This window comes from Rhizobium sp. P1_C7 (assembly GCF_056406295.1).
The window spans coordinates 102,428-123,766 of the sequence record NZ_JBFUAL010000001.1 but is presented as its reverse complement, the minus strand read 5'-3'; the positions used below and the strand labels follow the sequence as shown (position 1 = coordinate 123,766).

Sequence of the window (21,339 nt, the reverse complement as noted above, 5' to 3'; positions counted from 1 at the left end):
GAAACTATGTAAGCGATCAGCGACGATCCCGATAGCGGTCACTCCAGGCTTCCTGCGCGCCCTCGACGGGAAGCGCCGTTGCCTCGTAGACGCCACGCGCGATGGCGCGGGCCGTGACGAGCGTTGCAAGGTGGCAAAGCTCCATGAAATCGCGCAGGCCGTCGCGCGCCTTCTTGCCCGTAGACGCCGCAAAGACGGTGTCGCCGTCGAGCGGAAGATGCGCCGGCAGCAAGGCGCGGGCGAAGCCGTCATGGGCCATAACAGCCAGTCGGTGCGCTTCGGCCTTGGTCAATTCGGCGTCGGTCACGATGACGCCTATGGTCGTTGCCGTGGTGTTCATGCCCTTGAGACGCATTGCCGTGTCGCAGTGCGTTATCGACGACGGCAGGCCGAGACTACCAAACTCACCGTCTCGCTCGAATGGAGCGGACCAGAAATGCGGCCCCTCGCCGATCGTTGCGGATCCAAGCGCGTTGACGGCGACGATCGCGGCAATGCGATGACCGGCGCTGCTCTGCGCGCTTGCGGAGCCGAGGCCACCCTTGAATGTCGCGGTGGTCGCGCCAGTCCCGGCGCCTACCGTGCCGAGCTCGAATCTGCCCTTCGATGCCGCCCGGAAGGCTTCGTATCCCATGTCGCGATAGGGTGAGTGCGTACCCCAGTCCTTGTTGCCGCCGTTCAGGAGATCCATGAGGATCGCCTGCGGCACGATCGGCACCCGCATGTTGCCGACCGGAAAGCCGCGGCCGATTTCGCGCAGGCCGCCCTGGACGCCGCCTGCCGCATCGAGACCGAACGCAGAACCGCCGGAGAGAACGAAAGCATCCACCTTGCCGACGGTCATCGACGGATCGAGCAGCGCGGTATCGCGCCCGCCCGGCGCACCGCCCAGGATGACGCCAGATGCAGTCGCGGGCTCGTCGAAAACGATTGCCGTCACGCCCGAGCCGAGGGTCAGATCGGTCGCGTGGCCGATGGAAATACCTTCGACGTCGGTGAGGAGATTGAGCAAGTGCGGCATCCTTCCTTCGATCGGATCTTGATCAGGGAGTGCGCGGTAGGATCGCAAGAACGACCAAAAAACAAGACCGGCCCTGCTTCTGGCGGGACCGGTCGGAGATGTCTGGTGGCCGTGCATAGCCGCTACGGTATCATGCCCTCAGGCATGGATGGGTTTTGGATGGCGGCGCGTCATCAGGTCGTGAATTGCGAGCTTCACCTCGGCCGGCGAGCCGAAATGCTGCTCGTCGAGGTCATGGACGTGATACTTCACTGCGATGAACTTCAGCCGGTTTTCATCCGGAATGACGATCCCGACGGGAACGCCTGCATATTCGATAACTTCTTTTTTCATACGTAGAACTCCTGCCGCGCGAATACGCTGGCGATGGCGAATTGACTTGTCTGGACCGTTTAAAGGGGGACGAACGTCACATTCGACAGTTCGGGCGGGAGAGAGCGCCCGGACGGTCATTTCCAAGCACGGGTCGCTCAAGGAGCGCGGCAAGAATATTGATGTCTTTCAAGTCTCGTTCCTTTCTTGGCGTTGCGCTTGCTTTGGGCCCCGGAACACCGGGACCGGTGATGACTGTCTTTCTTAATCTACTTTATTTGTAGACAATACAGGACAGCTTTTCGGAAACATATTCCGAAACATATCAAAATGTCGGCGATTAGGAAAAAATAATTCCGCCACAACCGAATTCACTGGAACTACTATCAGCTCTTTGTGCAATTCGTGTGACGGAAGGAAGCTCTCCGTCGCTCGCAACCAGACATAGGAAGCACCACTGATTCCGGCAATGGGCATTTGACTAAAAAGCGAGAAGCCTCGAAATGACCGAAATGGTTAACGCCGCCGCGACATGTTCACCAACCGTCGGAAAGCAGCGTTTCCAGGGCGTCCGCGAAGAAATCCGCGCTCTCTGCCGAAAGGCACAGCGGCGGCTTGATCTTCAACACATTGAGGTGATCGCCGGTCGGCTGCATGATGATGCCGAGATCGAGCAGTCTGCTGCAGATTGCCGCCGTTTCCTCTGTTGCAGGTTCAAGCGTCGTTCTGTCGCGGACGAACTCCAGACCGAGATAGAGGCCGGTACCATGAACCGCTCCCACAAGCGGAAATCGCTCGAGCAGCCCGCACAGGCGGCTTTTCAGGCGATCGCCAACTTCGCGCGCATTCTCCTGCAGCCGCTCGTCGGCCATGATGTCGAGCACGGTCATTCCCACGACGCAACTCACCGGACTGCCGCCTGTCGAGGAGAAGAAGTAGCCTTCCTTTTGGAGCGATTGAGCAATGGCGCGCGTCGTGATGACCGCCCCGAGCGGATGACCATTGCCCATGCCCTTGGCGACGGTGATGATATCGGGTACGACTCCCTGCTGCTCGAAGCCCCAGAACTGGTGACCGAGCCTACCATAGCCGACCTGCACCTCGTCGGCGATGCAGAGGCCGCCACGGGCGCGCACCTGCGCATAGACGGCACCCAGATACCCGTTCGGAAGCGCGATGCCGCCGGCGTTGCCGTAGACCGGCTCGGCGATGAAGCCGGCGAGCCGCTCGCCCCTCTTTTCGATCTCTTCCACTGCCGTCAGCACGCTCTGCAGATAGTCGCCGGTTGAATCCGGACCGCGGAACTGCCCGCGGTAGGTATTGGGCGAGATGACGGGATGCACCCATTCCGGCCTTGTCGTTAGAGCCTGCGGATTGTCGGCAATCGAGGTCGAGACCGCATCGCTGGCCACCGACCAGCCATGATAGGCCTCCAGCAGGCAAAGTGTGTTGCGGGCGCCGGTGTGAGCCCAGGCAAGCCGCAGCGCCAGATCGTTCGCTTCCGAGCCGCTGTTGACGAGAAAGACGGTGTCCAATCCTTCCGGGGCCAGAGACGCAAGACGCTCCGAGAATTCGGCAATCGCTGCGTAGTGGAACCGCGAATTCGTGTTGAGCCGCAACCACTGCTCGCTGACCGCCTCTGCCAGGCGCGGATGGCCATGGCCGAGAGTGGTGACGTTGTTGACCATGTCGAGATAGGCGCGCCCCTCGACATCGAACATGTGCTCCTTCCAGCCGCGCTCCATCTGCGGCGGGGCATTGTAGTAGTGCTTCTGGGGGTGGGCGAAATGCGCCTCGCGACGAGCAAAGAGCGTTGTCGTCGAAGGCGCCGGCGCCTCGACACCTGCGCCGAGCAGGGCCGCGGGAGACGGGCAAAGTGCGGCCCAGGCAAAAACCTCGGACGGCACGCAAAAGAGCGGCGGCTCTGCTCCCCGAAGCGTGGACAGCTGCACCCGCAACCCTCCCAGGGATGATGGTTCGCCGGAGACGGTGCCGATTTCCTGGCCCGGCTCGACCTCGGCGCCATCGCCGGCGACAAGGTCCAAACCATCAAGATGGAGGCTTATCCGCTCGCCGGCCAGCACGAGATGATGATCCTGCCAGCCGATCTTGCCGGCAAAGGGCGCCGCAACGGTGCTTCCGGCGGGTAAACAAATGTCGGCATGCAGCGCAAAGGTAGCGGACGGCTTTGCGCTTCGCAGGCTGGCGCGCGACAGCCTGTACTCGCCATAGCGGGTCGCGGCCGCTCCACTTTCGGCAGCCGCGCGTGCGAGCAGCCGCCAGTCCATATCGCCCTGCGACCAGTTGCCTGCAACAAAGTGATGACTCTGGACGCCGAGATCGACATAGGAGAGACGTTCCGGATCGAGATCGGTGAACAATGGCTGCCAATCGTCTGTCGCAACGCTCGCCACCTCGATCCCGGCGATTTTCAGGATAGCAACTTCCATCAGCTCGAACGGAACGGACATGGCCACATCGAAGATACGCCTTTCCAGTTCGAGATTCCCACGGACATAGTCATTGTCCGGATCGATGGAAATCTGCTGCTCGCTGCTGGCAACCAGAATAACGGCGCGCGCGACGACGAGCGGCCAGAGTGCCTTCAACTCCTCGTCCTTCAGCGGATAGACGTCGTGATAGGCCTTGACGGCGGGCAACACATAGAAGGGGTCGCCGTCCGCCTGGTGCAGAAGCGATGCGCAGGTGACGGCAAGATCGCCGACCAGCCAGCCGCGGATGATATCGCCAAAATCGATGACGCCGTCCGGAATCAGGCGGCCATGCGCGTCACGGCGGCTGACGACATTGTCGCCGGTCACGTCGTGGTGCACCGCCTGCAGGCGAAGCGCGGTCGCGAACGGCTGAATGCGGCGCACCGCTGCAACCATGGTCTTGGCGATACGATCGCGGGCCGCGCTGTCGGTGATCGCCGAGAGCAGCTGGACGGCCACCGGTCCGGCGCGACGGAGATCCCATTGCAGAGTGCGATCGAGGCCCGGATGATCGAAATCCGCAAGCGACCGCGCCAACTGCGCGCATAGCGCTCCGAGTGCGGAGACGGATTCCTTCGGAAGATATTTGCGTTGTGTCAGCCCTTCGCCTTCGAGATATTCCAGCAGGCGAACCTGGAATGTCTGGTCGCGAACCGTAACCGCGACGATATCCTGCCCATCCGTCGACGCGACGACCCGGGGAACGCGCGGTGCGTCGTCTTTTGCGCCCAGATGCCGGATCGCCGCATTCTGCGCCTCCAGCTCCACCGTCTGGTAATCCACGTTGCAGATCTTGAGCACATAGCGACGCTCGCCGGTATCGACCCGGTAGTTGCGATCCTGCTGGCTGCCAAGTTCGTTGATCGCGCCGGATAGACCATAACGCGACAGGAGAATGTCGCTGGCCTCCGCGGCCGTCACATCCGGACGCGAAAGCTCGAGACGCCGAGCAAGCGTTTCATCGGTCATGATATCCCCCACCGCGCGATTCGATCTTGCACAATAAGCAGATAATCGAATGCTTGCTATCGGCAAGCGGTCAGATCACATCCCTTCGGACCATCGCGACGTTCCCGCGCCAGTTAGCCCATGCGCTCGGAAGCGTAGCTGCCGGGGCTTGCCGGGAAGACGATCGTGCGGTTGCCGTTGAGGAAGACGCGGCGGTGGATGTGGGCATGGATGGCACGCGCCAGAACCTGGCTTTCGACGTCGCGGCCGATCGATACGTAGTCGTCGGCGCTCTGTGCGTGGGTGATGCGGGCCGTATCCTGTTCGATGATCGGGCCCTCGTCGAGATCGGCCGTTACGTAGTGCGCCGTCGCGCCGATGAGTTTCACGCCGCGCTCATAGGCCTGCTTGTAGGGGTTTGCGCCCTTGAAGCTTGGCAGGAAGGAGTGGTGAATGTTTATGATCTTGCCGGACATCTTCTTGCACATGGCGTCGGACAATACCTGCATATAGCGCGCCAGGACGACGAGTTCGGTTCCCGTCTGCTCGACGAGATCGAGGATCTGCGCTTCGGCCTGCGGCTTATTCTCCTTCGTCACCTTGATGTGGTGGAAGGGAATGTCGTGGTTCACCACGACCTTCTGATAGTCGAAATGATTGGAGACGACGCCGACGATATCGATCGGCAGCGCGCCGATCTTCCAGCGGTAGAGCAGATCGTTGAGGCAGTGGCCGAAGCGGGACACCATCAGCAATACCTTCATGCGCTGCTCGCCGTCATGGATTTCGGCGTCCATGCCGAACTTCTCGGCAATCGGCCTGAAACCTTCCTTCAGCACGGGTAGCGCTACCCCCTCTTCCGAAATGAAGGAAACGCGGGTGAAGAACTTGCCGGTGGACAGATCATCGAACTGCGAGGAATCGATGATGTTACAGCCCTGATCCGCGAGATAGTTGGCAATGGCCGCAACAATGCCGCGCGTCGATTTGCACGTGACCGTCAATACATACTTCGTCATGCTTTCCATTCCTCTTTCGGCATCTGCCGGCAGGCCTGCTTAGATCAAAGCGAAGCAGCCGATCAAGCAGACGCTCTCAGGCGCGCAGCGATTTACTGGAGAAACGGTCCCACTGATGCCAGCCGGCCGCCCACCACCCGCATCAACTTACGACAGCGCGCTCAAAACTCCGTTCCGCTTGCGCCGTAGAGACGCGTATCCCCGCCGCGTCGGCATTGTCAGACGGCGAGCGCCGCTTTTTTCCGTGGCGTGGTTATCTCGTGGATGATCGCGCCGACGATGGACGACAGCAAAAGACAAGCGACAACGAAAGAGACGGGGTGGTGCAGCAGGCCTGTGGGCAGGTGCCCGGAGGCGATCCTCAGGAAGGCAAGCGTGAAGGCATGCGTGATATAGATGCTGTATGAACAATCCCCGAGATAGTTCAGCCAGCCGATAAACGGCAGCCTGGAAAAATCGATGGAAACCGCACCATAGACGATAAAGACCGCAGGTATTCCCCACGCGTAGAAGCGGCTGCCAGGTCCTGTCAGCTTCTCGTTCAACAACAGGAAAATCGCGCCCACGACAAGCGCCAGCCACGCGAGGTTTTTTGGCAGGAGTGTCTTTTCAGAATAGAGCCATCCAAGCGCGACGCCGGCCAGGAACTCGAGGATAATCGGCTTGCCATAGAACTCGGTCGCCGTCGTTGCAGGCAAAATGTGGCAGATGGCCAGGATGCCGGCGAAAGCCGCACCGAGTGCGGGAAGGCGCCAGCGCTCCGGAATCGGCAGGAGCAGTGCGAAGACGAGATAGAAGAACATCTCGTAGTTCAGGGTCCAGCCGGGCACGACAACCGGGGCGATCAGCGTCGTATCGGCGGGATTTAGCCAGGGGATGAAGAAAAGCGAGGCTAAAAGATGCGGCAGATCGAACTCGGTCGACTTCAACAGCCGTGGCGCCAGGAAAGCGATTGCGGCCGAAAACAGGGTGGCGAGCCAGTAAAGCGGCACGATGCGCTTGATGCGGCGGCGATAGAATTCGACAGGCGTCATGGCACGCCCCCTCGTCGTCAGCCACATGACGAAGCCGCTCAACACGAAGAAGATGTCCACGCCGGTCTCGCCGAACGTGTAGGGCACCGGATCGAAGCCGGCATCGACCTTCTGAAACTGCAGCACGGAGTGGAAATAGACCACCAGCAGTGCGGCAATCGCTCTTAGATATTGAAGCTGGAACAGCATCGAGCCCAGCGCTCCCTTCGATCCAGCGGCACCATCTTCGCGTGAGGCACCACACATCAACGCAATACAGTATTCGAACAACGTTAAGCGACCCGCGGCCTATCGGTGAAGCGCATATGGCCTATCAGCAGCCAGAGGAGCCCGGAGATCTTCATGGAGAAGATTGCGGTTCCGCCGATCATCATATTCAGGAAAATGAAAAGAGAAAGTGAATGCGCCGCACGACGCTGCGCCGGCGTGTGACCCGCAGGGTAGAGGCAGACGAAAAGCCAGAAGGCGATGACACCGAAGACGGTCGCTCCATAGATGAGGTAGACATAGCCGCTGTCGGCAAACTCGGCGATGCGATCGGCCGCAAGGCCAAGCGGCGCCAGCGAATCGACTTCCATCAGTTTGTGCATCGTCAGATTGATACGGCCGGTAAAGTTGTCTCCGGTCGCATTCGGATTGACCGAGAAAACCAGAAATCCAGCAGCGACTATCAGCGGCATCAGCGCCAGATTCCAGAATTTCGGAATCAGCGGAAAAACAAAATAGCCGCCGATACATGCCAGACTGAAAATCAGCATCGTGCGGGTGTCGTTTGTCGTGAGGATCAGCACTGCGGTCGCGATCAGGAGGGTGCGGTCACCGCGGCCGAGCCTGTTCCACATCGAGGCGAGATAAATCGCCATGACCCCGCAGAAATTTGCAAGCGAGACCTGTTCGAGAAAGATCGATGACGATCTGTGATCGATGATTCCGAAGGAGAACCGTCCGGGGAAGCCAAGCGCATTCTGAAAAAGACCCGTCGTGTTGAAGCTGTAGGGCTTCAGGCCGCGTGTATTGGCGAAATAGTCCGACGGATGCACGAGGCTGACGTAGAGTTTCACATCGACAATCTCGAACAGGAGAAAGACGAAGACCACCAGCGCGGCAATGCGAAAGACGAGCTTCAGCGTCCGCTCGTTGCACCAGCTACCAAGGCCTGCAAAGCAGAAAATGATCAGGACGTTCCGGAAATGGTCAACGAACGCCATCTTGTTGAGCACGCTGATGTAGACCGACACGAACAATGTGAAGAGCATGAAGAAAAGCGTCGGGAGGTCGTCCTCGAATATGCCTCTCTTCAGGAGATAGGCGACAGACCAGACCATGATGACGCCTTCCATCGCGGCGACGTGCGTCATCGAGAGTAGCGTGATGTTGTGGTTTATGTAGGCAAGAAGCCCGTTATAGAGCACAGACAGTAGCCCAAGGGTCAGGATCGAATAGTCGATGGGCTGTTTTGCGGCCGATACCACAGCCGCACGCCCCGGCCGAAGCGACAGCTCATGAGTGCCTTCCCTGCGCCCTGACGAGGCCGATGCAGCATCCATCCTCAGTCTCCCGGATGCGCCACGCCGGCGCAGCTTGCCGGCGGCTTGCCGTCTGCAAAGGAGGCGCGGGCGAGCGTCGTCATTTGCGGTCGCTCGCTGCCGTCATGCGGCGGCTGCACATTGAATGGCTCCGAGGGCGGCCACCATTCGCCGGCGGCCCAATAAGACCAGCCGAGCCAAACGTCGCTGTTGTCGGATATCTGCCGGAGAATCACATCGAGCGCCTGAACGCAGGGCGTCATGGAGGATACGCCGAACTCGCCCAGGAACCCGCGCTTGCCATTTTGCCTGAGCCACGACGTCATCCGGCCGATAGCATCGATCGCGGCGTCGGCGCCTTCGCAGGTCGCATGCGTTCCCGACGAATCAGCGTCCAGATACTGATGCACCTCGTAGGCATAGTTGTTGGCGGGGTCGCGAACGCCGACCATCACCCGGCCGTTGGCACCGCCGACGACGTCATTCTGCCATGTCGAAACGCCACTCCACGCCGTTCCCGGCACGAGAACCAGGTTCCTGGCTCCAACCGCTCGGATACCGCGGATCGCCGCGTTCGCCGCCTTCAACCAGTCCTCCGAGGGAATATCGTGCGGCTCGTTCATGAGTCCAAAAAGCACGCCATCCTGATTGGAGAATTCGGCGGCAAGCCGCGCCCAGAAATCAACGAAGGCGCCGTTGGTGACCGGCGAATTGCCGATCCGCGTCTTGTCGTAATAGGCGAAGTTGTGGGGATCGATGACAACCGACATGCCACTTTTGCGTACCAGCGCGACTGTATCCGCCAAGCGCTGCAGTTCATCGACATCAAGAGCAGCATTCAGCGTAGGCTGGAGGCGCTCCCAGCGGACCGGCAAGCGAATGACCGTCATGCCCTTGCCCGCAAAATAACCAATCGTCGTCTCGGAAGGATAGGTGTAGTTCGTGCCGTAAACGCCGGAGCGATCGCCGTATTCGGCACCAGACAGATTGACACCCCGGTAGCAAAGAGGTTGGTCCTGCGACGCCTTCACGCCAGTCGATCCCGCAAAGACAGCCATCGCGACCGCGATCGTCCGGAACCCCTTTGATTTGCGGCGAATCATTTGCGACACTTCTTGAAAACGACGTTGTTTACACAGCTTAACGGTCCGTTAGCTAAGAATTTCTAAAGTACGGGGAGTGCGGCTGAAACCGGCCGGAGCGCCGGAGTCAAGGCATGAATCAGTTCGACAAAAGCAAGGTCAGTCGGCTGCCGCAATGGCGCAGCTACGAGCACGACGATGCCTTGGCGCCAAAGCGACCGGCGCGCGGCCCTGCGCTGCGACCTAGCGACTTTGCCCAGCCGCGACCAGTCGCCGTTGTGAGAGAGCCCCCCGCAGACATACCGCCCGATTCGCTCCTGCCCTACGTCCTGCCCGCCCCGGACCGAGCGATCCCGCAGCCGCGGCAAGCCCGTGCGGAACCCTCCGCTCCTGCGCGCACGTCCATGCCGGAAGTACAGAGAACACCAGCGGCCGTGCCGCTCCTGGACCTCGGATCGGCGATCTCCGCCATCTGGAACCGTCGTTTGATCGTGCTCGGCCTCTCGCTTCTTGGCGCGCTTGCAGGCGGCGTCGTCGTACCCATGGCGCCACAGAAGTTCACCGCGAAGGCCAGCCTCTATTTCGATCCCCGCCCGATCGGTGTGGCCGATCAATCGTTTTCATCTTCGGGTTCATCTCCCGAAATGATGTCCGCGCTCGTCGACAGCCAGGCCCAGATCCTGACCTCCGGCAACGTGCTGCGGCGCGTCGCCGATGCTATGAACCTCTATCAGGATCCGGAATTCACCGCCGGCCGCTCGGATGGAGCGGCTGTCATAAGCGCGCTGCAAAAGGCGGTCGTCATTACGCGGGAAGCAACGACCTATGTCGTCTCTCTGGCGGCGACAACGCGCGATCCGCAGAAATCCGCGAAGCTTGCCAACCAGGTGGTCTCCTCCTTCCTGCGGGAGGAAAGCAACGCATCCACCGGTCTTTACGAAAACACGGCAATTGCCCTGGACGGCCGGTTAACCGATCTGCGCCAGAAGCTGCAGCAGGCAGAACAAGCGGTGGAAACCTACCGCGCCGACAACGACATGGCCTCGACACAGCAGGGATTGATCTCCGATCAACGCCTGACATCGCTCAATACGCTGCTTGTCGCGGCGCAGGACAAGACAATCCAGGCCAAGACCCGTGCCGATGCCGCCTCCAAGCTCAGTTTCGAGCAGGTCGTCGCCGGCAGCCAGCAGGACCAGAACGCCACATCGACGGCACTCGCCAGCCTGCGCCAGCAATATGCGACGCAAGCGGCGCTCATCGGCAATCTGGAGAGCCAGTTGGGTGCCCGGCATCCGCGGCTGCTGGCCGCGCGGTCCTCGCTGCAGAGTATCGCCAACGAGGTCCGAAGCGAGCTGGAACGGATCGCCACATCGGCCCGCTCGCAATACGACCAGGCCAGGAAGGCAGAGGAGGCCGTCTCCAAGCAGCTCTCCGCACAGAAGGCGCTTCAGGTCAACACCTCCGACAAACAGGTTGAGCTCAACGAGTTGCAGCGCAAAGCAGCAGCCGCGCGCGAAATCTACGAGGCGCTGCTGAAGCGCTCCGATCAGACGACCGAGGAGCAAAATCTGGCGCGCAACAATATGCGCATCATTTCCGAAGCCGAGCTGCCAGTGAAGGCTGACGGTCCCGGCAAGAAGCTGCTGCTTATCGCCGGTGTGATTGGCGGATTTCTGGCGGGTTTTGCCGCCGGCGCAGGATTTGCAATCCTCGCAAGCCTCCTCGCGCATCCGGTTGTCAGGGGCTACATCCGCAGGCCGGCCTGAGCTCACGTTTCTGCGACGTGGTATTGTGCGCAACTGCATTGGCTTGATGCCAACCCCGCGCCTGCCTACATGCAATGAAGGAAACCACTGCCAGACTTCCGGAAGAAGATCCATGCGATGCGAATTGTGACGATGCTACTGGCGGCGCTGACCCTGGCGCCATTAACCCTGGCGTCAGGCTTGACCGCCACCGCGTCTGCGACCGATTGGAACCGCGCGGGTCAGACACGCGTTCCGCCGCTCTATCCCTACCAGGATCTGCCGGGCGTGAAGGAGCAGCCCGACAAGACCGTGGAAGAGCAGTTCACCTGCCGGACCGAAACGAGACTGATCCGCCGCCGTTACGACGAGGTATTCCGCTCCGGAGGCATGCCGACACTCGTCTACGTCTGCGACCGCGACGGCATCGCGACGACGGGCACACAGGTGCCGCGCCGCGGCCACTATCAGCCGGTTCGCTAACCAGCAAATGGCGTGCGGCGCGACGAGCACATCACGAACTGTTTTGAGAATTTCCAGAAGCACGCGCATCGTCCCGGCTCGTTCTCCGGGAATGGTTCCTCCGGCGAACCGGAGGTATCCAACCATTGAATATGCTGAGAAATAGGGCTTTCTCAAAATGGAATGGTGCCCAGAAGAGGACTCGAACCTCCACACCCTTTCGGGTACCAGCACCTGAAGCTGGCGCGTCTACCAATTCCGCCATCTGGGCGACGGAGAGCCATGTACGGGCGTGGCCTCTTGCTGTCAACAGGGTTTTTGAAGTTTTCCTGACAGCCGGTAAAAAAGACTGTTGGAAGCGCGCTTCCTGCACAATTGCATGACCGGGATGGCGCTGATCGGACGATACGCACTATATTGGCTGCACACGGGAGGATTGTCGCGATGGCCGGCTTGCAGAATCTGTCTTTGATGGTGATCTTATCGCTCGGGGCCGTTGGCCTGTTATCAGCGATGCCGCTTGAGCCTTTGCGGCAAGCGACTGGCAGTCCCGACATCATCAGGGTTCAATCGACGATGTGCGACTTTCGGGGCTGCTTCACGTTTGGTCCGCAGCAATCCTTCCGCCCGGCTTACGTCCAGCCGAACTACCGGCCGCCATCGGCGACAGGACCAACCTATTACCGTCCGCAGGCGCAGGGACAGGCGCCGCTCTACTATGATCCTCCGCCGGTCCGCACAGTTCGCCCGACTCAGCCGAAGAAATCGTTTCATGTCGATTGGTGCCGCAATCAATACCGCAGCTACAACCCGAAAACCGATCGCTTCATCACCTATGAAGGGATCTACAAGACCTGCAACTCACCCTACGACTAGAGTTAGCTTTCTAGCGACGCGCGATCCACATGGCCAAGATCGCGGCCGGGCTCGATGATGTCGCGGACGCGCTGCTTCAACTCCTTCGGGCCGGGGAAGCCGCCGTCGCGCTTGCGCTCCCAGATCAGTTCGCCGTCGATGCGGATTTCGAAATTGCCGCCAGTGCCGGGCAGGAGAGCGACTTCACCGAGGCTGTCGGTGAAGCTCTGCAGCAGTTCTTGCGCCATCCAACCGGCCCGCAGCAGCCAGTTGCACTGGGTGCAATAGAGGATTGTGACGCGGGGTTTGTTTTCAACCATATCGGTTTCCTTTCGTCGTCGGGATTTAAGAAGTGACGATGCGTTACGCAATTCATATTGCAATAGCGAAGTGCTTGGTGTTCCTCTTTCTCGGCAGATCAGACAGGAGTGGCCGATGCGAGTTGCCGTCATCGAGAACATGGAGAGCACGCCTCTCGGATCGCTTGGCATCGCATTGGCGCAAGCGAATGCCGAGATCGAATATTTCCGGCCATGGTTCGACGGTCGTCTGCCGCGCGGGATCTTCGACCATGATGCGCTCGTCGTGCTGGGCGGCGAACAGAATGCGCTCGACGACGAGAATTACCCCTATCTGCCGGCCCTCGCCCGCCTCATGCATCGCTTCTCCGAATCGGGCAAGGCCGTGCTCGGCATCTGCCTCGGCGCGCAAATTCTGGCACGGGCCTATGGCGCCGAGAATCAGCTGAATCTGGCGCTGGAGTTCGGCTGGCAGTCGGTCGGGATGACGGAAGACGGTAAGGCGGATACGCTTCTTGCCGGGCTCGACGAGACCTTCACGACGTTTCAGTGGCATAGCGATAGCTTCACGCTACCGCACGGCGCACGCCTCCTTGCGACCAGCGCGCTTGCGGAAAACCAGGCTTTTCGCGTCGGGCGCGCGGCCTATGGTACGCAATTCCATTTTGAAGCCAATTCCGAAGTCGTCGACAGTTGGGCGGTAGAGTTCCAGGCGACGATAGAGCGCATGGAACCGGGCTGGCGCGACCGGTATCCGGCCCTTGCGTCGGCGAATGCGGCAAATGCCGACACGAACGGCGTTGCCATCGCTCGGAATTGGGTTCGCATGATCGAGGTCGCCGCACGCTCGGAAAAGCAGGCGATCACCGGCTGATGGCAAATGAAACGCTTCCGAGCGGCCGCCGCGCGGTTCGGAAGCGTCTTGAAGCTAGAGCATCACGCCCCCGATCTGATCCAGACCAGCATTTCGCCGGGCGAGCGGTTGTCCCACAGGTGATAGGGGACAAAACGCGCGATGCCCCTCTCGGCGGTAGGCGGCCTGGTGCGATAGAGCGCGCTTCCCCAGTTTGCAGCGTCGCGAACGACCGGCAGATCCAGAGCGACCGCGCCGCCCAGCTCGGCCATTTCTTCCGTCGTTGCCACGGCGACGTCGCCGGCGAGCTGAAGGCCGTTGAGGCCCGACCCGTTATCGGTTGCCTCGACGCAATAGACCAGCGGCCCGCGCATCAAGGCCGCACGACCGGCGTCCTGCCGCACCAGCGGATTTGCCCATAGGGCGCGGGGCGCCAACGGAATGTGGAGATCGATGTGATCGCTGCTCTTCCACTCGCGTTCGATGCGGGCGTAGCCGTCGACCTCGACCGATGCGAGGTTCACGGCCTCGCCGTTGATGCTGAGCGTGGCCGCATCGGCCCACTCCGGGATGCGCATGGATATGGCAAAACGGGCGGGCTTTACAGGCGCCACGTCGAAGCGGATGGTGCCGTCCCAAGGATAGCGCGTCTGCTGCGCGAGTTCGACAGCCGTCCCGCCGATCTCGAAACGGGCCTTGCCTTCACCGTAGAGATGGACGGCGATCTCGTCGTCCGCGACGCCGTACATATAAGAGCCTATCGAGGCGAGCAGGCGGGCGATGTTAGGCGGGCAGCAAGGGCAATGGTGCCAGATCCATCGATGATGCCTGCCGCCGCTTTCCAGCGGATTTTCGTAGAAGAACGTCTTGCCGTCGAGCGAGAGACCAGCCATGGCGCCATTGTAGAGTGCCTGCTCCATGATGTCGGCGTAACGCCGGTTCGGACCGCGACCGAGCATGCGATTGGCCCAGAAAACCAGCCCCACGGAGGCGCAGGTCTCGGCATAGGCGCTTTCGTTCGGCAGATCGTAGTAATCTGTGAAGCCTTCGTTGGCGGCGGCCGGGCCTATGCCGCCCGTTACGTACATCTGCTTGGTCGTGAGATCGTCCCACAGGGTCTCGAGCGCCGAAGTCAGCGTGTCGTCGTTGTACTCGGTGGCGATGTCGGCCATCCCCGAATAGAGGTACATGGCGCGGACGGCATGGCCGACGACTTTCGCCTGCTCGCGCACTGGCTGATGCGCCTGGCCGTATTCATAGGTCTTCTGATGGAAGTCGGCCGCATCCCGGCCGTCGCGGATCGCCTCGTCTGTAAAGAAATGCGGCTGGGTGCCGCGCTCGTCGATGAAAAATTTCGCCAGATCGAGATACTTCTTCTCTCCCGTGGCGCGGGCGAGCCTGACCAGCGCCAGTTCCACCTCCTCATGGCCGCAATAGCCGGGGATCTTGCCCTGTCCGTGGCCGAAGACGGTAATCATGCAGTCTGCGAAGCGGCACATGATTTCGAGCAGCTTGCGCTTGCCTGTGGCCTGATAGTAGGCCACCGCACCCTCGATCAGGTGGCCGGCGCAGTAGAGTTCGTGATGGTCGCGTAGATTTGTCCAGCGACGATCGGGCTGGACGCGCTGGAACCAGGCGTTCAGGTAGCCGTCCTTATCCTGCATCTTCTCATAGAGGTCGATAATGGCGTCGACACGGGCCTCGAGGGCCGGGTTGGCCCGCCGGTAAAGCGAATAGGCGACCGTTTCGATCGACTTCCCGAGGTCGCTATCCCAGAACATCTGCGTTGAGCCGCCCCACGGACCGACCGGAATGACGACACCGGCGCTCGGCTGGTCGATGTCGATGGCGCGCACCATACCTGCCTCGACGCAGCGGTCGAGCAGGGTTTCGGCGGTGGAATCGCAGATGGCGTCCTGGCGGTCGCCGAAGAGCCCATGCACGTCGACATTGGGAACGGGAAGCGGACGGAACTGGCGGTCTCTTTTCACTTTGCTCATGGTGCAATCCATCTTTTCTCGGGAGTTCATTTCACCGCGCCGGCCATGAGCCCACGCATGTAGTATCGTTGCAGAAGCAGGAAGACGATGAGGCAGGGAATGGTCATCACGGCGACGCCCGCCTGCACCGCACCCCAGTTGATCGCTCCGAGGCGGCCGGCGCGAACCGCCATCATCAGAACGGGCAGCGTGTACTTCTCGTTGCTGGACAAGAGGACGAGCGCTGCCAGAAATTCATTCCAGGCATTGAGGAACGCAAAGATCGCCACCGTCGCCACACCCGGCAGGACGAGCGGCAGCAGCACCAGCACCAACAGCTTCATGTCGTGCGCGCCATCGATGCGGGCGGCCTCCTCAATCTCCTTGGGGACGGCGTCGAAGGCATTGCGCATCATGAAGACGGAAAACGGCAGCTGCAGCGTCACGTAGACGAGGGTCAGCCCGAAGAGCGAGTTGTTGAGCCCGAGCTTCGCCAGAATGATGAAGAGCGGCGTCAGGATCGACTGGAAGGGGATCATCAGCGTGGCGATGATGAGTATGAAGAAGACGTTCTTGAACGGAAACCGGTAGCGGGAAAAGCCGTATCCCGCGAGCAGGCTGATCGCCACGGTCAACACGACGGTCGCTAGCGATACAATCAGCGAGTTGACGGTGTGCTGCCAGATGCCGGCGCCGAAGCTGTCGAGCGAGCGATAGGAATCGAAGCTGATGCCCGTCGTTGGCCACGGCGGCAGCGGCGGGAGGCGGGCTTCCGTGCCATGGCGCAACGACGCGAGCAGCGTGATGACGAATGGGGCCAGGAAGAGGATCGCGATGGCCAGGCCGGTCCCGTGATAGGCGCTTTGCGCCCGCAGTTGCTTGTTCTTCTGCCTTCCGGTCACGAGGCTCATGAGCGCTCCTCTCCGACCCGCAGCAGCCAGAGCTGGGCGACGCTGATGACCATGAGAATGGCGAGAAGCGCGATCGAGAGCGCTGCCCCGTAGCCGAGATTGAACGACACGAACGATTGATTGAAGATGTAGTAGACAACAGAGATCATGCGGTTCTGCGGGCCGCCCGAGGTCATGATGTAGAACTGATCGAAGGCGAGGATCGAGCCGGTGACCGAGATGATCAGCGCAAGCGCGATCGTCCGTCGCATCAGCGGTAGCGTGATATGGCGGAAACGCTGCCACCAGCTCGCGCCGTCGACGACTGCCGCTTCCGTCAGGTCGGCCGGAATGGCCTGCAGTCCGGTCAACAGAATGATCATTGTGAAGCCGGCGATCTTCCAGACGACCATCACGATAATCGTGAGAAACGCGCTGTCGAAGGTCGCAAGCAGGTTGGGTGGCCTGTCGACTAGGCCGAGTGCCTTCAATGCCGGGCCGATGAAGCCGCTATCGACATTTGCCAGCCACACCCAGAGCAGAGAGGCGGAGGCAAGGCCGACGACGACGGGCAGAAAGATGACCGTGCGATAGGTGCTGACGAAGGCTCGCTCGCGCTCGACGAACAGCGCGAGCGGAAAGGCAACCGCGAAGATCACGATCGTCACGATGACCGTGTAGTAGGCCGTGAAGTTCAGCGCCGACACGAAACGGCTGTCGTTGAACATGCGGACATAGTTGTTGAAACCGATCCAGCGCTGGGCGCCCATCAGTGGCCAGTTGTGCAGGCTCATCCAGCCGGTGAAAATGACAGGCAGTACGAAGAATACGATGACGAGAAGCATCGCCGGAGCGATGTAGAGAAGCCCGGTCCATTCCGGTCTCTGCACCCGCTTGCGCGCAGGTGAACGCTGTACCTGACCCGTGACGGCCATCAAAACACTCCGCATCATTCCTGACAAATTGGCCATGATAAGATTGGCTGGTAAAATCGGCCGGAGGACTGCCACCACCCTCCGGCCACGGCCGTTGGGAGATTACTGGCCGCTATCGATGATCGACTGCATTTCCGATTGTGCATTTGAGAAGGCGCCGTCCAGGTCGTCACCAAAAATCGCAGCGTTGGTGAAGGTCGCCCACGGGCCGTTGGCGCTGTTGATCAGATCGTTGAACTGCAGCGTGTAGGGCGTCTTGGCGACGCCGATCGCCTGCAGGCCGACCTGCATTCTGGGATCAAGCCCTTCGAGCACCTTGTCGGCAATGTCGCCACGCGTCGGCAGGCTGCCGTACTTCGCCATGATCTTCTGGCCGTCCATCGAATAGATGTATTCGAGGAAGTCCTTGACGGCTTCCATTTTCTTGGTGCCCTTGGTGATGACGAAATTATCGCCTCCCGCAAAGGACGAAGGCTTGCCGTCGACGCCGGGGATCAGCGTCACGCCGAAGTTGATGTCGGGGTGCTCGGTCACGAGGGTGCCGATCGCGAAGGCGCCCAGGCTCTGTTGCCCGATCTTGCCATTGGTGAAGCTCAGGAAGTTCGCCCCGTTATCGCTGGCGGCGCCGGCCGGAACGACGTCTTTCCTGACCATATCGCGATAGTAACCGACGGCCTTGCGCATCTGAGGCGTGTCGAGCGTCGCGCTCTTGCTGTCTGCGGAAAGGATGTCGGCACCGGCGCCCCAGACGAGCGGCGTGAAGGTGAAGATCATGCAACCGCCGCAACCGCCGCCGGAGAAGTAGAAGCCATAGGTATCGTCACCGAGCTTGCGGATCTTCTCGGCGTTGGCCGAGATCTCTTCCCACGTCGCGGGCGCCTTTTCCGGGTCGAGGCCGGCCTTCTTGTAGAGATCCTTGTTCCAGGCGAACACCGAGGTCTCGACCGACAGCGGCAGGCCGTAGACATGATCCTGGTAGGTGCCGAGCCGGACATGCGAGGGCGACAGGGAATTGAAGTAGGGCAGTTTCTTTGCCCAGTCCGTCAGGTCCTCGAGCTGGCCGGCGGCGGCAAAGGCTGGCGTGTAGATAAGGTCCATCGAGAGCGCATCCGGTGCTTGCCCGCCTGCGATCGAGGTCGCGTATTTCTGCACGAGCTCGGAGAACGGCACTTCGGTCGCAACGACCTGATTCTCGTGGCTGGAATTATAGGCCTCAACCACCTTCTTGAAGGATTCGCCGATGCCGGAGCGAACCCACATTTCTATCTTTTCGGCGGCCGACGCACCGGACACCAGGCATAGGGTGGCAACGCTCGTCGCTGCCAATAGACGCTTGATCATGGCTTTCCTCCCAAAATGGCGCATCTCCTCCGCGCGCCGGTTCCTCATTCCGTGGGGTTGTCACCCCCGCATGACTGCCGCACCACAAGGCGGCACGGCAATTTCCTGACACCCGCTTCCACCGGACGCCCCTCCGCCAGCGCGAGAACCGTCAACCCGGCCTGTCGCCCCAGCTCCTTCAATTCCATGTCGACGGATGTCAGCGGCGGCCGGGTCTGCGCCGCGACAATCTCCCAGTTGTCGAAACCGATCACCGAAACATCCTCCGGCACCCGGATGCCGCGCTCGCGCAGCGCATCGACAGCGCCGCGGGCGATCTGGTCGTTGCCACAGAAAATCGCGTCCGGCCGCTCGCCCTGGCCGCTCCATATCCGCTGAACAGCCTCGTGCCCCCATGCCTCGGCCCACTGGCCGTAGAGGACCAAAGCCTCGCCGGCGATCACGTGGCGGTACGCGCCGGCCCGCTCGCGGACAGAGAAGAAGTCTTCCGGCCCCGTGACGTGCACGATCCGGTGTCGCCCGCTCCTGACCAACCATTCGACCGCCAGCCGCGCGCCCTGCGCATCGTCCGAACGGAAAGTGACGCTATCCGGCGCACCCTCGGTAAAGGCATAGACAACCGGCACCGGCACCTTTGACAGATCGACCGGCAGCTGCCGGTCCACCCGCTTTCCGGATGCAATGATGCCGTCCACCTGTTTTTCCAGCATTGCCTCGACATGGATCTGGCCAAGCGCCGGATCGTCCTCGATCGCGCACAGAAAAACCGAGACGCCGTGATCTACAAGCGCTTCTGAGATGCCTTGCATCAGCGGTAGGGTGAAACGACCATAGGTATCGTTCGTCAGCAGGCCGACGGTGAAGCTGCGCTTGCTCAACAATCCGCGCGCGAGAGCATTCGGGCGAAAGCCCGTCTCCCCAGCAATCCGCTTCACACGCTCGCGTGTCTCGACACTCACACGGCCGGTATCGTTCAGCGCCTTCGACGCCGTCGATATGCTGACGCCTGCCGCAGCTGCGACATCGTGGATGGTGGTGCGCCCTGTTTTTCCTCCCGCGATATTCATCGCGACCTCCGATATTTTTGATGAGAAAACCTTTTCTCTCCTTGTTCGTCAAGTGGGAAAAGCTTTTCCCAATCAAGTTTTTGATCAGGATGGAGCGCGCCGAACGAGGAAAAGAAAAAAGCGGCTCGCAATATACGAACCGCTCCTTTCGCTTCATCGAAGAATACCGTGCGAGCACCATTAGCCGGCTTTCAAACCTGGTACAGAACCGCCACCTGCCAACTCGGGCATTAGATCGGAGATCCTGACCACCTTGCCGGTGCGCGAACTGCTAAGGGCAGCAATGCCGCAAAGCACCGACATGGCGCCGGCGCGCGTGCCGGCGCGCTGGCCGAGTTTGTCTTCCATACCCGGCTTGAAGATCATGTTGCGCATCCTGTTGTCGCCGCCGTAGTGGCCGCCTGCGGAATGCGGTACGACGATGCGCTCGACGGCGTCTCTGCCCTTGGGGAAATTGCGGATGAGCAGGATAGTATCCTCGTCCGGTGTTTCCCAGGGCTGCTTTTCGAACTGACGCAGCTCGATCCGACCCTCTGTTCCGTTAAAGGCGATGTGGTGCCCCTCGATCGGCTGGAAGGTGTTCAGCGAATAGGAGACATGCACATTGTTCTTGTAGCGGATGCTGACGACCATGGTGTCTGGAATGTCGATATCTTCGCGATAGACGCACCCGTCGCGGAAATAGCCGTCGAGCTTTGACGGATCCTCATAAAGCGAATCGAGGAACGGATCGGCCTCGAGGTCGAGATAATAGTCGCACTCCTGCGTGTGCGGACAGAGCTTGCAGCGCGTGCCGCGGAACGGTCCCTTGCGGCCGTAGTTCTGCAGGTCGGCGAAGGAGGTGACCGCGTCCGGATCGCTATCCAGATACCAGTTCAACAGATCGAAATGGTGGGTGGCCTTGTGCACGAAGAGACTGCCGGAATTTTCAGTGTAGGCGTGCCAGCGGCGGAAATAATCGGCGCCGTGCTTGGTATCGAGATACCAATGGAAATCCACCGATGTAACGCGGCCGATCTCTCCTGCCGCGAGCAGCTCCTTGATCTTGGCCGCCGTCGGCGCATAGCGGTAGTTGAAGGAGACGTCGACGCGCTTGCCGGTCCGCTTCTCCGCATCGAGAATACGGCGAATCTTGTCGACCGCAGTCGTCATCGGCTTTTCGGTGATGACGTCGATGCCGGCCTCGAGCGCGCGCACGACAATGTCGTCATGGGTATAGTCGGGCGTGCAGACGATGACCATATCGACCTGCTGCTCGGCGAGCATCGCATCGATATTCTCGTAAATCGGCGCGTTGCTGCCGATCATCGTGCGGGCCCGCTCGGCGCGCAGCGAATTGGTGTCGACAATAGCAACCAGATCGACATGCTCGCGCCAGCCAGCGAGCAGTTCCTTGCCCCACATGGTCGTTCCGCGATTTCCGGTTCCTATCAATGCAAAACGGCGCTTCTCCATCGGATGATCCTCCTTCAT

General features: G+C 60.7%; 18 protein-coding genes and 1 tRNA gene. 4 read left to right on the top strand and 15 right to left on the bottom strand.

The genetic code is table 11. The features are described 5' to 3' along the window. Window positions 1-16: 16 nt before the first annotated feature. From AC1D2R_RS00615 to AC1D2R_RS00585, 7 genes are all read right to left on the bottom strand, one after another. Window positions 17-1,021, bottom strand: a complete 1,005-nt coding sequence (locus AC1D2R_RS00615; protein WP_477963746.1) for a P1 family peptidase — start codon at window positions 1,019-1,021, stop codon at window positions 17-19. 138 nt (window positions 1,022-1,159) lie between these two features. Then, window positions 1,160-1,354, bottom strand: a complete 195-nt coding sequence (locus AC1D2R_RS00610) for a hypothetical protein (RefSeq protein WP_477963744.1) — start codon at window positions 1,352-1,354, stop codon at window positions 1,160-1,162. Window positions 1,355-1,869: 515 nt separating this feature from the next. Next, on the bottom strand, window positions 1,870-4,797 hold the full coding sequence (locus AC1D2R_RS00605) for an aminotransferase (protein WP_477963742.1): 2,928 nt from the start codon (window positions 4,795-4,797) through the stop codon (window positions 1,870-1,872). Between the two features lie 113 nt (window positions 4,798-4,910). Beyond that, entirely contained in the window at window positions 4,911-5,795 is an 885-nt protein-coding gene (gene purU, locus AC1D2R_RS00600) for a formyltetrahydrofolate deformylase (protein WP_477963740.1), read from the bottom strand. 218 nt (window positions 5,796-6,013) lie between these two features. Then, a complete protein-coding gene (locus AC1D2R_RS00595; RefSeq protein ID WP_477964607.1) occupies window positions 6,014-7,018 on the bottom strand; it encodes an acyltransferase family protein in 1,005 nt (334 codons plus the stop codon). Between the two features lie 83 nt (window positions 7,019-7,101). Continuing rightward, complete coding sequence (locus AC1D2R_RS00590; protein ID WP_477963738.1) at window positions 7,102-8,376, bottom strand: hypothetical protein; 1,275 nt, start codon at window positions 8,374-8,376, stop codon at window positions 7,102-7,104. Window positions 8,377-8,378: 2 nt separating this feature from the next. Continuing rightward, a complete protein-coding gene (locus tag AC1D2R_RS00585) occupies window positions 8,379-9,413 on the bottom strand; it encodes a glycoside hydrolase family 5 protein (RefSeq protein WP_477964605.1) in 1,035 nt (344 codons plus the stop codon). A 158-nt stretch (window positions 9,414-9,571) separates the two neighbouring features. Between AC1D2R_RS00585 and AC1D2R_RS00580 the strand changes: the two genes are divergently transcribed. Together AC1D2R_RS00580 and AC1D2R_RS00575 are read left to right on the top strand one after the other, a co-directional pair. Continuing rightward, window positions 9,572-11,206: a GumC family protein gene (locus AC1D2R_RS00580; RefSeq protein WP_477963736.1), complete on the top strand. Its 1,635-nt coding sequence runs from the start codon at window positions 9,572-9,574 to the stop codon at window positions 11,204-11,206. 117 nt (window positions 11,207-11,323) lie between these two features. After that, the gene (locus AC1D2R_RS00575; RefSeq protein WP_477963734.1) at window positions 11,324-11,668 is read left to right on the top strand and encodes a hypothetical protein; all 345 of its coding nucleotides are present in this window, start codon (window positions 11,324-11,326) and stop codon (window positions 11,666-11,668) included. Between the two features lie 163 nt (window positions 11,669-11,831). Here the strand turns inward: AC1D2R_RS00575 and AC1D2R_RS00570 are convergent. Continuing rightward, window positions 11,832-11,918: transfer RNA gene (locus AC1D2R_RS00570), tRNA-Leu, on the bottom strand. 242 nt (window positions 11,919-12,160) lie between these two features. Between AC1D2R_RS00570 and AC1D2R_RS00565 the strand changes: the two genes are divergently transcribed. After that, window positions 12,161-12,523, top strand: a complete 363-nt coding sequence (locus tag AC1D2R_RS00565; RefSeq protein WP_477964603.1) for a BA14K family protein — start codon at window positions 12,161-12,163, stop codon at window positions 12,521-12,523. A 2-nt stretch (window positions 12,524-12,525) separates the two neighbouring features. Here AC1D2R_RS00565 and AC1D2R_RS00560 read toward each other — a convergent pair whose 3' ends face one another. Continuing rightward, window positions 12,526-12,822: an Rdx family protein gene (locus AC1D2R_RS00560; protein WP_477963732.1), complete on the bottom strand. Its 297-nt coding sequence runs from the start codon at window positions 12,820-12,822 to the stop codon at window positions 12,526-12,528. 115 nt (window positions 12,823-12,937) lie between these two features. Between AC1D2R_RS00560 and AC1D2R_RS00555 the strand changes: the two genes are divergently transcribed. Then, complete coding sequence (locus tag AC1D2R_RS00555) at window positions 12,938-13,675, top strand: type 1 glutamine amidotransferase (protein WP_477963730.1); 738 nt, start codon at window positions 12,938-12,940, stop codon at window positions 13,673-13,675. A gap of 62 nt (window positions 13,676-13,737) precedes the next feature. Here AC1D2R_RS00555 and AC1D2R_RS00550 read toward each other — a convergent pair whose 3' ends face one another. From AC1D2R_RS00550 to AC1D2R_RS00525, 6 genes are all read right to left on the bottom strand, one after another. Next, complete coding sequence (locus AC1D2R_RS00550) at window positions 13,738-15,654, bottom strand: glycoside hydrolase family 127 protein (protein ID WP_477963728.1); 1,917 nt, start codon at window positions 15,652-15,654, stop codon at window positions 13,738-13,740. A 26-nt stretch (window positions 15,655-15,680) separates the two neighbouring features. Beyond that, window positions 15,681-16,544 carry a carbohydrate ABC transporter permease gene (locus tag AC1D2R_RS00545; RefSeq protein ID WP_477963726.1) on the bottom strand — a complete coding sequence of 288 codons (864 nt, stop codon included), beginning with the start codon at window positions 16,542-16,544 and terminating at the stop codon, window positions 15,681-15,683. Continuing rightward, window positions 16,541-17,458, bottom strand: a complete 918-nt coding sequence (locus AC1D2R_RS00540) for a carbohydrate ABC transporter permease (RefSeq protein WP_477963724.1) — start codon at window positions 17,456-17,458, stop codon at window positions 16,541-16,543. Before AC1D2R_RS00540 ends, AC1D2R_RS00545 begins: the two co-directional genes overlap by 4 nt. 102 nt (window positions 17,459-17,560) lie before the next feature. Beyond that, entirely contained in the window at window positions 17,561-18,799 is a 1,239-nt protein-coding gene (locus AC1D2R_RS00535; RefSeq protein WP_477963722.1) for an ABC transporter substrate-binding protein, read from the bottom strand. Between the two features lie 44 nt (window positions 18,800-18,843). Then, window positions 18,844-19,866 (bottom strand): LacI family DNA-binding transcriptional regulator, encoded by a 1,023-nt coding sequence (locus tag AC1D2R_RS00530; RefSeq protein WP_477963720.1) that lies wholly within the window; start codon window positions 19,864-19,866, stop codon window positions 18,844-18,846. Window positions 19,867-20,046: 180 nt separating this feature from the next. Beyond that, the gene (locus AC1D2R_RS00525; protein WP_477963718.1) at window positions 20,047-21,321 is read right to left on the bottom strand and encodes a Gfo/Idh/MocA family protein; all 1,275 of its coding nucleotides are present in this window, start codon (window positions 21,319-21,321) and stop codon (window positions 20,047-20,049) included. Window positions 21,322-21,339: the final 18 nt, after the last annotated feature.

Bases quoted from the DNA above. Each gene is read 5' to 3' on its own strand.
- AC1D2R_RS00590 (WP_477963738.1), bottom strand. From the start codon at position 8,376: ATGGATGCTGCATCGGCCTCGTCAGGGCGCAGGGAAGGCACTCATGAG.
- AC1D2R_RS00560 (WP_477963732.1), bottom strand. From the start codon at position 12,822: ATGGTTGAAAACAAACCCCGCGTCACAATCCTCTATTGCACCCAGTGC.
- AC1D2R_RS00605 (WP_477963742.1), bottom strand. From the start codon at position 4,797: ATGACCGATGAAACGCTTGCTCGGCGTCTCGAGCTTTCGCGTCCGGAT.
- AC1D2R_RS00610 (WP_477963744.1), bottom strand. From the start codon at position 1,354: ATGAAAAAAGAAGTTATCGAATATGCAGGCGTTCCCGTCGGGATCGTC.
- AC1D2R_RS00535 (WP_477963722.1), bottom strand. From the start codon at position 18,799: ATGATCAAGCGTCTATTGGCAGCGACGAGCGTTGCCACCCTATGCCTG.
- AC1D2R_RS00575 (WP_477963734.1), top strand. From the start codon at position 11,324: ATGCGAATTGTGACGATGCTACTGGCGGCGCTGACCCTGGCGCCATTA.
- AC1D2R_RS00530 (WP_477963720.1), bottom strand. From the start codon at position 19,866: ATGAATATCGCGGGAGGAAAAACAGGGCGCACCACCATCCACGATGTC.
- AC1D2R_RS00525 (WP_477963718.1), bottom strand. From the start codon at position 21,321: ATGGAGAAGCGCCGTTTTGCATTGATAGGAACCGGAAATCGCGGAACG.
- purU (WP_477963740.1), bottom strand. From the start codon at position 5,795: ATGACGAAGTATGTATTGACGGTCACGTGCAAATCGACGCGCGGCATT.
- AC1D2R_RS00565 (WP_477964603.1), top strand. From the start codon at position 12,161: ATGCCGCTTGAGCCTTTGCGGCAAGCGACTGGCAGTCCCGACATCATC.
- AC1D2R_RS00545 (WP_477963726.1), bottom strand. From the start codon at position 16,544: ATGAGCCTCGTGACCGGAAGGCAGAAGAACAAGCAACTGCGGGCGCAA.
- AC1D2R_RS00540 (WP_477963724.1), bottom strand. From the start codon at position 17,458: ATGGCCGTCACGGGTCAGGTACAGCGTTCACCTGCGCGCAAGCGGGTG.
- AC1D2R_RS00585 (WP_477964605.1), bottom strand. From the start codon at position 9,413: ATGGCTGTCTTTGCGGGATCGACTGGCGTGAAGGCGTCGCAGGACCAA.
- AC1D2R_RS00550 (WP_477963728.1), bottom strand. From the start codon at position 15,654: ATGAGCAAAGTGAAAAGAGACCGCCAGTTCCGTCCGCTTCCCGTTCCC.
- AC1D2R_RS00555 (WP_477963730.1), top strand. From the start codon at position 12,938: ATGCGAGTTGCCGTCATCGAGAACATGGAGAGCACGCCTCTCGGATCG.
- AC1D2R_RS00580 (WP_477963736.1), top strand. From the start codon at position 9,572: ATGAATCAGTTCGACAAAAGCAAGGTCAGTCGGCTGCCGCAATGGCGC.
- AC1D2R_RS00595 (WP_477964607.1), bottom strand. From the start codon at position 7,018: ATGCTGTTCCAGCTTCAATATCTAAGAGCGATTGCCGCACTGCTGGTG.
- AC1D2R_RS00615 (WP_477963746.1), bottom strand. From the start codon at position 1,021: ATGCCGCACTTGCTCAATCTCCTCACCGACGTCGAAGGTATTTCCATC.